The following is an 11,478-nucleotide window of genomic DNA, read 5'->3' on the forward strand; positions in this document are numbered from 1 at the left end:
TTAGTGTTCTGAATCTGCGTCTTTATGCTCATTCAGACACTTCAAACCGGTGTCGGTCATGACCCATTCAGAATAATCCTGATTGTCATCCGAATAACAATCCCAGAAATTGTACCCATTTAAATATCTATTGAAATCACGATTGATCTTTAAATGGGTGCCCACTGGTACACTTAAGGTCAGCGACACTTCTTGTCCGCGGTAATTCGCTTTATTCACCAGTTGTAAAGCCGAACTGAAATTCAATACAGAATCTATCTGCTGAAAATCATAATGTATATTCTGCGCATTTTTCAATGCCGTTTCAAAGGTTTTACCTTGTGAACTGTAATTTTCCGTCAGGATCATTTTCCCGTTTTCGCTTTTCTCCAGTCTCAGGTTCATATCTCTTGGATGATCAAAAGGACCTCTTCCATCGCTCAAAATTGTACGGCCTCTATAATTTACCGGATCAATCTTATACTTCAAACTATCCTCTTTGGTAAAGAATCTGGTCTTGTCAATCGCTAGAACCAGCGTTTGATGTGGAACCAATTTAGTTACCTGCGAAAATTCTGCGCTTTCCTTAAACTCCGAACTTACTTTTGCAATGTAAAATACGGTCACCGCTACTCCTCCCAACCAAATGATCAGTAAGCCATAAGAAAGCGTTTTATGAATCGGTTTCACATTAAAAGCAACACGGATAGAAAACAATACCAATGCCAGCACTGGCACCAACAAGACAATAAATGCTGCGAATAGCATCGTACTGAAGTAACTCTCATCGATGATGTTAAATGGGAAATTGTTATACACATCTGCATCCCACATGCCAAACACACCTGCAAGACCAATGATCAGCATCAGGAGGAAAAAAGAGCCAAAGATCACCACCAAAGTAGCGATTACTTTAAGAACAGCTTTTCCTGTGCCATTAATGAAGTTGCCAAGAAATTCGAAAAACTCTGCCAGGAAACCTCGAGATTGTTTCAACAATGGATTTTGATGGCTGTTCATAAAGCCTCTCAAATTGGCTGCTTCTCCTCTCATTGCCATTTTCTCGGACTTGCTCTCTGCTCTTGGAATTACGATCCACATGATCAGGTAAATCAACAGTCCTGAACCACCAACAAAAATGGAAATCAATGCAGCCAATCGCAACCAACGTGCTTCGATATTCAGATAATGGCCCAAGCCTACACATACCCCTGCCACCATTGCCTGATCGGTATCACGGTAAAGTTTCTTAATTCCATCATGGGGAGGTAGACTTTGATCATGCGCTGCCATTTCTTCTTCCGCTTCAGAGTTTTCAAAATCTTTCACCGAGCCCATTTGAGCAATCACAGATTGTACATCCTGGATATCGATTACTTGCTTCTGTTGGCCGCTCAACATTTCTCCAAACATCTCTGCAATCCGGTTCTCAATGTCAGTTACAATTTCAAAATCATCTGCATTTTTTGAAAAATGCTGTTTTACCTCATTCAGGTACACAGTCAACATCTCATAAGCATCTTCCTCCAGGTGGATGATTGAGTTGCCAATATTTATATTTAATGTCTTTTTCATGATTTGGTTAAGTTTATTTGGTTTTCGGATTCCAGATCTGTTCCTTTCTTGGAGGTGTTAATGGCATAAACCAATTCCTGCCAGGTATGGTCCAGCTGACCAAGAATGGCGGTTCCTTCTGGGGTGAGCAAGTAGTATTTTCTAGGCGGACCGGAGGTCGATTCTACCCAGTTATAACTCAACAAACCGTTGTTTTTCAGTCGGGTTAGTAAGGGATACAAGGTACCCTCCACCACCAGCAACTTTGCTGATTTTAATTCTGCGATTATATCGGAAGCATAGATCTCACCTCGGGATATGATCAGGAGCACACAGTATTCCAGTATGCCCTTTCGCATTTGTGTTTGTGTATTTTCTGCTATCATAATTCAAAGTTATGTGTTTTATATAGTAATATGCAATACATAGTACTATATAAAACACATAATATAACGTAACATACTGTAAATCAATAGAATTATTTTTACAGTCCGCTGATTTAGAATTTAAGAAGAAAGGCTAATAAAAAGGACAAGCTGAGCCCAAAAAAACGACACAAAACACTGATAATGAGTGGAAAAACACATTAAATAAAGGTAAAAATCAATGAAAAGCCCAAATTATTAACAATTCAAGATTTATTACGCAGTTTGGCTCGCAGTTTGCATTAAATCTGATACATCTACTTAAATACATCTACCTATGTTAAGTAAAACATTTTCATTATTTCATGTTTTTGCGAGGCAAAAGAAGGAACAGGCAAAAAGAGCGTTAACAAGACAAGAATGGGTTAATGCGGATCGAATTGTACTGATTTTTTTACTGTTAGCAACGATTGTGGGAGCGATTATATTTTCCTAAGCACAGGTAAGAAAAACAAAGTTTAATTAATTTTTAAAGCGTATTCCTGGTACGCTTTTTTGATGTGGAAAAACTGTTTTATAGCAATAAAGTATCGATTCTATGGGCTTGTACCCTGGACTGACTCATCGACCAGCTATAAATGGTAAAATGGCCATCTTGAGAGGCCACCAATGCCGTAGCATCTCTTTGATCATGTACAAACTGTGCTGCAGAAAGATGTCTTGTGCCACCAACTTTGGTTGGATGAACCACAATGGCATCTCCCCCTTTAATCGGCTCAGAAAATGAAATCTCATCAATATTGTCCTTTCCTTTCGCACGTCCGATTTTTGCACCAAAAGCCAACAGCTCATAATCGCTGCTGATTACCGTAGCGCCATCAACGGCTGTTAAACCAGCCAGATGTTCGACTTCACGTTTGAGTGCCGTTTGCCAGAAAATCTGGCTTGCTTCTTTACGGTCTTGTTGGAGCAACTTAGAAAGGCCTGTAAAAGCAGGCTGCACATAATATTGAATGGGCTTAATAATAGATTGCAGCCAGTGGTTGGTTTCGCTGGGTACGATCAGTAAAGTACCACCACGTCCATGACTCCGCATCGAAACTGCGAGCTGAATCATCACATTCACCGAATCGTTCCAGTAAGAAGGAGCGGTAAGGTCAAGTAGCGAAAGCAACATTGGCGGACAATCCCTCATATCGGTATGTTTCTCTTCCACCATTTTCACCTGATCTCCTTTGAGCACCGCAATATTAGTAAACTTCCCAAATCCATAGATTCTACGGTGTTTGATCACTAATAATGCAGGTTCAGAAACATCCAGAACAAAGCAAAAATTAGGAATGCTGACGGTAGTTCCCCAGATAAAAAGTTCATCATCCTCCATCCAAACCCCCAAATGAATTCCTGCTCTTTCCACGCCAGGTGCAATTTTCGTCAGGATTCCTGCACTTAAAGGCAACCTATGTTTAAACAGTAAGGGGTTTCCCGCTTGATGAGGGGGTAGATAAGCTAAAGATATCTTTGGGGAATGTCCTTCCTCTTTACGCAAACTTGCCCAAAAAGTAGCATCAATGATTGCTTCAACCACATTTGCAGTGGGTAAAGGTGCAAGATCGTCTTCTCCACTTTCTCTGGCAGCAGAAAGATGCGCTGCAAAAATAGCTTCAACTTTTGGGGCAATCACCCTTGCTGCCTGATAGGTCGAGTAGTAGATCATGCTATAAAGTTAAACTATTCCTATTATTTTATGGTATACCTCATGCCAAAAAATCCCCTGATGTTTTGATTCGGTCCATACACATAATTTGGGTCAAAGGTTAGGCCATAAGGATTACTTTCTGTGGGTTTTACCTTCCCATGGTCATCATAAACCACCTTTTTATCAAAAGGATCATTTGCCCCAGCGATGATAAAAGGGTTTCCCCGGTTCGGTGTCCAATTCAGCAGATTTTTTATACCTCCATAAAATTCAAAGCGCTTAAATCCACTGTAAGTAAACTGGATATTCTGAATGCTCCACACCGGAGAAAATTCTGCTCTAGGATCTAAGGGCCCAAGCAATGGCAGGCGCATTGGGCTGTAAATATTGCCGGTATAATCAATCCCAAGATCCAGTGATCTGATTTTATACGAAACAGCCCAATTTCCAGAAAACTTCTCGGTCAGGATCTGTTGCTTTTTTATGCCATGCTCGTAGGTCGCTACATCCTGATAAGTCGCTCCTAAAACCACCTTTAGTCCATTGTTTAAAGCCAGATCCAAATTTGCCGTTAAACCCTTGCTTACTGCATAACCGTCCAGGTTATCATAAATGATTTTGTTTGGATCGGTATCGAAATCACCAATAATCCGATTGTTAAAATAGGTGTAAAAGGCAGAGGTTTCAATGCCAAAATAAGTCCCATCGGCAGCATACATTTTCCGAAGGTAGTTCAGGTTCACATTGTATGTTTTCTCGGGTTTTAGTTTTGTGGCAATCACTACATCTCTGGCACCAGTTAAAGCGGCATGGTCTTCTGTAAAAATATTAACGACCCTAAAACCTGTCCCTGCATTTAAACGAAGGATATTCTGGTCGTTCAACTTCCATTTAAAAGCCGCCCTTGGGGTAAGAATACTTCCATGTAAAGAATTGTAATCATAGCGAAAACCCGCAAGCACTGTATGTTTGGAACTCAAATGAAGTTCGTCCTGAACAAAGATGCCTGGTAGCAAGATATTCTTTGCCGGATTATTTAGTTCAGTTGCCGGTGTATTGTCGTCATAATAAGTATAGCGCAATGCCGTTCCTACTAACAAATCATGCGCCTTGATCTGTTTGTCCCAGGTCAATTGTCCGAACGCTACCTTTTGATTGGCGATATATGATTTATCTCCATACCGGCTATCCTGATCATGGTTATTAAAAGAAAATGCAAAAAACAGCTTTTCCTTCAGGGGCAGCTGGTAATTTCCAATCAACTCCCATCGTTTGGTATATATACTTTCGCCATATACCTCATTACCGCCTCTGTAGGATTTATTCCAATTCGTTTCTCCACCCCAGCGATCTTCATATAGATAACGGCCTGCCAAAGTAAACAACCTATTCTCCTGACGTTGAAAATTCCATTTCTGAAACACAGAGATCCGGTCTTGCAGTGTGACATCGGTGAAATTATCGTGGTTATGATCTACTATATTACCGAATTTAAAATAGTTTATTCCGGTCAGCACCGTTGCACTCCCTACTTTAGTTTTCAAACCGAGATCTACGTTAAGCTCCTTATAAGTTGTCCCAAAAATATCCGCAGAAAACAAATCTGTATTTTGAGGTTTTTTAGTGATGATATTGATCAATCCCCCTACGGCTTCACTGCCATATAAGGAAGAAGCCGGACCTTTTACAATTTCGATCTGTTCTACCAGGGAGTTGGGAATTCCAGAAAGCCCATAAACGGTCGACAAGCTACTGACAATCGGCATCCCATCTATCAGAATCATCGTATAAGGCCCTTCCAATCCATTGATATGGATATCTCCGGTATTGCAAATGTTGCAATTCAACTGTGGTCTTACCCCATTTACGTTTTGCAGGGCATCGAAGATACTTGGCGTTGGATTTTTACGAAAGAAAGCCGGCGTATACACCTCTACTGGCACCGGGCTTTCCAGTCGGTTCACCTCTTTCAAGGTGCCCGTAACCACCACTTCATTCAGGTCGTTCTGAAAATTACTCAAATCAAAATCTAACCGCAGCCTTTCTCCTGATTTCAGCTGGATACTTTTTAGCATTTTCTTAAAGCCAACTGCCGAGGCCTGAACCTGATAACTCCCTGTTTTGCCGATTGACAATTCATAAAAACCAGCACTGTCGGTCTTCGTGATCAATCCCAATTCTCCGATACTAATATTGACCAAGGGAACCGGATTCCCTTCAGAAATCACCCTTCCTGAGACGGAGCTCAGTTGTGCAGCAACAGGCAAACTACTGGCTAACAGCAGCAAAATCATAAAATATCTGGTAAAAATTAGATTCATGGCGGGTATTTAAATAAAAGTTAGATCAACAAAACATTACAAAACTATAAAAGTTAGACTTACCTAACAAATGTTATTTGACATTTATTGTTTTATATTTGTATCATGCTATCTTACACGGAAGAAAACTATTTAAAAGCCTTATTGAAACTTAGCTTTCAAAATGAGGATAAGCCTGAAGCTGGCACCAATGAAATGGCGGCCCATTTGGGCGTAAAGCCGGCTACTGCCACGGATATGCTAAAAAAGCTAAAGGAAAAGGACCTGGTCAACTACAAGAAATATGGAAAGATCTTACTGACCGAATCTGGCAAGCAACAAGCTTTAGTGATATTAAGAAAGCATCGTTTATGGGAAACATTTCTTTATGAAAAGTTAGATTTCAGCTGGGATGAGGTACATGAGGTAGCGGAGCAACTGGAACACATCCAATCTTCCAAGCTGGTAGATAAGTTGGAAGAATTTTTGGGCTTTCCTGAATTTGACCCCCATGGTGATCCGATTCCAAAAGCGAATGGCGACCTTCCTATATTAGAGAAAGTCCTCCTTTCTGAGGTAAAAGAAGGAGAAACTTGTCAGGTAGTTGCGGTAAAAGACACCTCAACAGTATTCCTGCAATATCTTGAAAAATTACAAATCACCATTGGTACCCCTATAAAAGTATTGGAACGCATCGATTTCGATGGTTCAATGAGCATCCAGATTTCCGATCAGGAAGCCAGAAACGTATCCATGAAATTCGCAGAAAGTTTATTCATCACCCTCCATCATAAAATATGTCAACAGAAATAAAATGCCCTAATTGCGCGCACACTTTCCCAATAGAAGAAGTAATGGCTGAGGAGTATAAAAAAGACCTCAGAGAGAAGATGGTAACTTTTACGAAGCAAAAGGATGAAGAATACCAACAGAAACTCAGTAAATTAACACAGCAACAGAAAGAACAGGAGCAGGTTTATGAGCAGCAGCAAAAGCTACAGGCGCAAGCCTTCGAGCAAAAGCTGGCGCAAGAGAAAAAAATTCTGCAGACCGCCTTGGAAGATACCTTGAGGAAAAGTATTGCCAGTGATTTTGAGAACAAACTGGTGATGATGGACAATGCACAAAAGGAAGCAGAAGAAAAGCTGAAACTTGCCCGTGCAAAAGAGCTGGATTTCCTGATGAAGGAAAAGGCGATGATTGAAAAAGAAGAAGAGATGGAGCTTCAGCTACACCGTAAGCTACAAGAGCAGCGTACGGAAATGATCGAGCAGATCAGAAAGCAGGAGACGGAAAAAAATAACCTTAAGGATACCGAGCACCAGCTCCGCGTAAAAGAGCTGGAGAAGCAATTGGATGATCAGAAAAAGCTGGCAGAAGAAATGAAGCGTAAAGCGGAACAAGGATCTATGCAATTGCAGGGAGAGGTTCAGGAGCTGATTCTGGAAGAACTACTCCGTAATGCTTTCCCTTTTGACCTTATTTCTGAGGTTGGCAAAGGCGTTAGGGGCGCGGATTGTGTCCACCATGTCAGGAACCAGTTTGGACAAGAATGCGGAAAGATCATTTATGAAAGTAAACGTACCAAGGATTTCTCCATGGAGTGGATTGAGAAATTAAAAAAAGACATGCGCAGCATGGGTGTGGACGTAGCGGTGATTGTAACCCAAACTTATCCAAAAGGAATGGATTGCTTTGGAGAAAAAGACGGGGTATGGATCTGTTCATTTGATGAGGTAAAAGCCGTTTCTTACATCCTCAGAGATGGCATTGTGAAACTATTTGGCGCTACAAAATCTCAGGAAAATCGTGGTGATAAAATGCACATGTTATACGATTATCTAACCAGTAATGAGTTTTCTGAACAATGGAAAGCCATCAGAGAAGGTTTCATGAGCATGAAATTATCTATTCAAAAAGAACGCGATGCCATGGAAAAACTATGGAAAGCAAGAGAAAAACAACTGGAAAAAGTGATGCTGAATGCGGCTCATATCCGCGGTTCCATTGAAGGGATTGCTGGTACGGACACCATTCAACTGAGCCTGACCGATGATGAAGACAACGAACTATTATTAGAATAATACCGGATGATTTACGCAAAAAAGAAAGTCCAGAATACTGCGAATCTAGCGGCGCAAACCGCAAAAATCATTGCGAACGTAAAAGAACTGGAAGAGAAAAATGTGATCCGAATTCAAGGAAATGAGGTATTTTTATACCCTGAAATATGGAAAGATAAAGCCACTGCCCTGAACTGGATCAAATGTCTTCACCTTTATTGCATGATGAAAAAGCGCTTCAAAGAAAGTGACGCTTTATTCTTTAAACATATAGAAACGGAAGCGCCAATTGGCGCTTTCAAAAACAAAAAGGCAACGGTACTTATTTTTTAAGTGCCATTGCCTTTTTTAAGCTATCTCTTTATTTTACTGTATGCTCAGATGGCATTTCCGCAGCTTTCTTTTGCGACCAACGCTCTTTTTTCCAACGATCCTGCTCTTCCGGCGTTAAAAATGTCCAGGCTAGAAAACGACTGATCTTCTGCCCTTGGGCCATTTCTATCGTTTTAATCTGTACCGGATAAACCTTGTCTAAAGCCGTATAAATGAAGGGAAGATGCATGCTTTTAGAAACCAGTGTGGTAAACCAGAAACATTGCTTACCAATAGTTTCACTCTCTTGAATCATCTTTCTGATGAAGCCAACTTCGCCACCTTCACACCACAATTCGGCTTGTTGACCTCCGAAATTAAGTACCGGAGTTTTACCTCGCTGCGTTCCCAGATTTCTAACTTTTCGTTGTGATCCTTCTTGTGCCTCTTCCGGAGAACCATGAAAAGGTGGATTACACATACTGAAATCAAATAGCTCCCCTGGTTTTATTACTCCTTTAAAAATCTGATTTTTATGCGCCTGTAACCTCGGAAATATAGCAGCAGACAAAGCAGGATTAATCGTTGCAATATTCTTTGCAGACTTTATCGCATAGCTGTCTACATCGGAACCTACAAATGACCAACCATATTCCTGATGACCAATAATCGGGTAAATACAATTGGCACCGATACCAATGTCAAAACCTTTAATTTTAGCCCCTTTTGGCACTGCGCCACCGTTTACCGAAGCCAATAAATCTGCCAGATAATGTACGTAATCTGCTCTTCCCGGAATTGGCGGACAAAGGTAACCTTCAGGAATATCCCAATGGTCTATCTGATAGAAATGTTTGAGTAGCGCCTTATTCAACAACCTCACCGCCAATGGATTTGAAAAGTCAATAGACTCATCCCCATAAGGATTAACCGCCACAAAAGGACGTAATTCCGGCAAAGTTTTAATCAGTTCCGGAAAATCATACCTGGAACGGTGCTTGTTTCTTGGGTGTAACTCGTTTTTTTGCATAGACATTACCTTCGGCTAAATGATCGCCAAAGGTAATGTTATTTTAATTTTGGGTCTTGATTATTTTGAGCTTAAACAGAGGTTTGCTAAACAATGGCAGACAACAATATTTTAAAAAGGATCAACAAGATCGAAACCGGAATATTTAACCTCAACCGTAAAATCTGCAATGCTTTATTCACTTGCTTTTTCACGGTAGTATCAGAAATACTCAATTTACTTACAATCTCAGCATGACTCAGTTATTGTTTCCTACTCATCTCGAATACCGCTCTCATTTTTTCTGGTATCATATGCACTTCTCCTTCTATTAGCCCTGCTAAGTTCATTGAAGCACAATTGTTCGTCGGTATCATACACACCTTCCCCAGGTTTGCGTCATAAAGATATTGGATTTATTGGTACAAAAGTAAAGCACAGACCATTTATCCCTCTTTAACAAAAGATTAAGGTATTGTTAATAAATATTAAAATCAAGATGGGGTATTTAATAATTGGATATCATGGAAAGCATGACGTACTTTGTATCGTTACAAAATAGAGTTTGTACCGCAGCTATGACTAAATTTATCAGAGGTTTTGGTTACGCGTTTTCTGGAATCGCTTACGCCGGCAAAAGCCAATTTAATTTCAGATTCCATTTATGTGCGCTGACTATCGTTGGCATTGCCGGATGGTATTTTCAGTTGAATACTGCAGAATGGTTATGGATAATCGCTGCTTCGGGGATGGTATTACTCTCTGAACTATTCAATACTGCAGTAGAGGTTTTGGTGGATCTTGTCTCACCAGATATCCATCCTAAAGCAAAAATCATTAAGGATGTAGCTGCTGGAGCAGTACTGATTGCTGCTATAACTGCAATTTTAATTGGATTGATCATTTTCTACCCAAAAATCACTCATGCTGCATAAAACACGTGGAATTGTATTAAAAACGACGCTATATAGTGAAAGTAGTGTGGTGGTACAGATGTTTACCGAGAAATTTGGGATGCAATCTTACCTGATCAACGGCGTGAAAAAGCCCCGGGCAAAGATCAGGATGAATATGTTGCAGCCCTTACACCTGGTAGACATGGTGGTTTACCATAAAGTAAATTCAAGCATCCAGCGAATTTCTGAGCTGAGACCTGCGCCTATTTTTCGCAACATTCCTTATGATATTCTAAAAAGCACCATGGCCATGTTCCTGAATGAGGTGCTATACAAAAGCATTCGTCAGCAGATGACCGATGAATATTTGTTTGACTTTATCTTTAATGCGGTATGCTGGTTTGATGAATCGCAGGGCTCAAATGTGAATTTCCACCTGGCTTTCCTATTAAAACTATCCAGATATCTCGGCTTTGCACCGAGTACACAGACCAAAAGTGACCAAAGTTATTTCGATTTACAGGAAGGTGAGTTTAAATCTTTACCTCCCGTGCATCCATATTTTATCGATAAGGAAGATGCTTCACTCTTTATTTCACTATATATTTTGCCTTTCGAAAAAATAATTGAAATAAAGTTAGCTAATAAAACGCGTCGGAGAATCCTTGATAAAATACTGATTTACTATACCTTACATACCGCTTCTTTCGGAGAAATCCGCTCACATCAAGTCCTGGAAGATATTTTATCATAAAATAGTTGAAAATATTTTTGCAAAACTGATTTAAGGGTGTATATTTGCAATCCCAAAACGAAGGTAACTTTGCAAAACGGGAAGAGCTTACTCAGCTTGTATTTAATACAAATAGAGTACAGCAGAAGGGAAATTAGCTCAGCTGGTTCAGAGCACCTCGTTTACACCGAGGGGGTCGGGGGTTCGAACCCCTCATTTCCCACCAAAAACAGACACTCAGCTGTTTTAAAACAAAAAGAGTAAAACCAAAAGGGAAATTAGCTCAGCTGGTTCAGAGCACCTCGTTTACACCGAGGGGGTCGGGGGTTCGAACCCCTCATTTCCCACCAAAAACCTTTCAGATCTTCTGGAAGGTTTTTTTTATACCCAACATTTTTTCATCGCCCCGGCGGCAGCAGCTGAGCTCGGGATCCATCCCAGATCCACGGATCAATCCCAAAACTTGTGGAGGAGGTGATAAAAATATAGCTTTGTATTTTTATCCAGTTTAATATTTATGCCATCAAGTACTGCATCATTACTGAAATTATTTCTGCCAGATTTTATA

10 protein-coding genes and 2 tRNA genes are annotated in these 11,478 nt (G+C 40.4%); 7 read left to right on the forward strand and 5 right to left on the reverse strand.

Annotation, left to right across the window (positions count from 1 at the left end; translation table 11 throughout):
• From GM920_RS12250 to GM920_RS12265, 4 genes are all read right to left on the reverse strand, one after another.
• Positions 1–1,554, reverse strand: coding sequence for a PspC domain-containing protein (locus GM920_RS12250; protein ID WP_182957525.1), 1,554 nt, complete (start codon positions 1,552–1,554; stop codon positions 1–3).
• Positions 1,551–1,919 carry a PadR family transcriptional regulator gene (locus GM920_RS12255; RefSeq protein WP_182957528.1) on the reverse strand — a complete coding sequence of 123 codons (369 nt, stop codon included), beginning with the start codon at positions 1,917–1,919 and terminating at the stop codon, positions 1,551–1,553. Before GM920_RS12255 ends, GM920_RS12250 begins: the two co-directional genes overlap by 4 nt.
• A 553-nt stretch (positions 1,920–2,472) precedes the next feature.
• Positions 2,473–3,615: a putative sensor domain DACNV-containing protein gene (locus tag GM920_RS12260; RefSeq protein WP_182957531.1), complete on the reverse strand. Its 1,143-nt coding sequence runs from the start codon at positions 3,613–3,615 to the stop codon at positions 2,473–2,475.
• A 23-nt stretch (positions 3,616–3,638) separates the two neighbouring features.
• The gene (locus tag GM920_RS12265; protein ID WP_182957534.1) at positions 3,639–5,918 is read right to left on the reverse strand and encodes a TonB-dependent receptor; all 2,280 of its coding nucleotides are present in this window, start codon (positions 5,916–5,918) and stop codon (positions 3,639–3,641) included.
• 105 nt (positions 5,919–6,023) lie between these two features.
• Here GM920_RS12265 and GM920_RS12270 point away from each other — a divergent pair, with 105 nt between their 5' ends.
• The 3 genes from GM920_RS12270 to GM920_RS12280 are packed head-to-tail and all read left to right on the forward strand — an operon-like array spanning position 6,024 to position 8,293.
• Positions 6,024–6,710, forward strand: coding sequence for a metal-dependent transcriptional regulator (locus GM920_RS12270; RefSeq protein WP_182957537.1), 687 nt, complete (start codon positions 6,024–6,026; stop codon positions 6,708–6,710).
• Entirely contained in the window at positions 6,695–7,981 is a 1,287-nt protein-coding gene (locus tag GM920_RS12275; protein WP_182957540.1) for a DUF2130 domain-containing protein, read from the forward strand. Before GM920_RS12270 ends, GM920_RS12275 begins: the two co-directional genes overlap by 16 nt.
• A gap of 6 nt (positions 7,982–7,987) precedes the next feature.
• Positions 7,988–8,293 carry a hypothetical protein gene (locus tag GM920_RS12280; protein WP_182957543.1) on the forward strand — a complete coding sequence of 102 codons (306 nt, stop codon included), beginning with the start codon at positions 7,988–7,990 and terminating at the stop codon, positions 8,291–8,293.
• Positions 8,294–8,321: 28 nt separating this feature from the next.
• Here the strand turns inward: GM920_RS12280 and rlmF are convergent, their stop codons facing one another.
• Positions 8,322–9,308, reverse strand: coding sequence for a 23S rRNA (adenine(1618)-N(6))-methyltransferase RlmF (gene rlmF / locus GM920_RS12285; protein ID WP_182957545.1), 987 nt, complete (start codon positions 9,306–9,308; stop codon positions 8,322–8,324).
• Positions 9,309–9,859: 551 nt separating this feature from the next.
• On the opposite strand from rlmF, the gene GM920_RS12290 reads away from it, so the two are divergent.
• From GM920_RS12290 to GM920_RS12305, 4 genes are all read left to right on the forward strand, one after another.
• On the forward strand, positions 9,860–10,216 hold the full coding sequence (locus GM920_RS12290; RefSeq protein WP_182957548.1) for a diacylglycerol kinase family protein: 357 nt from the start codon (positions 9,860–9,862) through the stop codon (positions 10,214–10,216).
• On the forward strand, positions 10,206–10,931 hold the full coding sequence (gene recO, locus GM920_RS12295; protein WP_182957550.1) for a DNA repair protein RecO: 726 nt from the start codon (positions 10,206–10,208) through the stop codon (positions 10,929–10,931). Before GM920_RS12290 ends, recO begins: the two co-directional genes overlap by 11 nt.
• A 127-nt stretch (positions 10,932–11,058) precedes the next feature.
• Positions 11,059–11,136 (forward strand) — tRNA-Val (locus GM920_RS12300).
• 46 nt (positions 11,137–11,182) lie between these two features.
• Positions 11,183–11,260 (forward strand) — tRNA-Val (locus GM920_RS12305).
• Positions 11,261–11,478 lie beyond the last annotated feature (218 nt).

It is taken from the genome of Pedobacter gandavensis (assembly GCF_014172405.1).
Taxonomy (GTDB): Bacteria; Bacteroidota; Bacteroidia; order Sphingobacteriales; family Sphingobacteriaceae; genus Pedobacter; species Pedobacter gandavensis.

Coding starts and splice junctions, on each gene's coding strand:
- GM920_RS12250 (WP_182957525.1), bottom strand. CDS start 1,554: ATGAAAAAGACATTAAATATAAATATTGGCAACTCAATCATCCACCTG.
- GM920_RS12255 (WP_182957528.1), bottom strand. CDS start 1,919: ATGATAGCAGAAAATACACAAACACAAATGCGAAAGGGCATACTGGAA.
- GM920_RS12260 (WP_182957531.1), bottom strand. CDS start 3,615: ATGATCTACTACTCGACCTATCAGGCAGCAAGGGTGATTGCCCCAAAA.
- GM920_RS12265 (WP_182957534.1), bottom strand. CDS start 5,918: ATGAATCTAATTTTTACCAGATATTTTATGATTTTGCTGCTGTTAGCC.
- GM920_RS12270 (WP_182957537.1), top strand. CDS start 6,024: ATGCTATCTTACACGGAAGAAAACTATTTAAAAGCCTTATTGAAACTT.
- GM920_RS12275 (WP_182957540.1), top strand. CDS start 6,695: ATGTCAACAGAAATAAAATGCCCTAATTGCGCGCACACTTTCCCAATA.
- GM920_RS12280 (WP_182957543.1), top strand. CDS start 7,988: ATGATTTACGCAAAAAAGAAAGTCCAGAATACTGCGAATCTAGCGGCG.
- rlmF (WP_182957545.1), bottom strand. CDS start 9,308: ATGTCTATGCAAAAAAACGAGTTACACCCAAGAAACAAGCACCGTTCC.
- GM920_RS12290 (WP_182957548.1), top strand. CDS start 9,860: ATGACTAAATTTATCAGAGGTTTTGGTTACGCGTTTTCTGGAATCGCT.
- recO (WP_182957550.1), top strand. CDS start 10,206: ATGCTGCATAAAACACGTGGAATTGTATTAAAAACGACGCTATATAGT.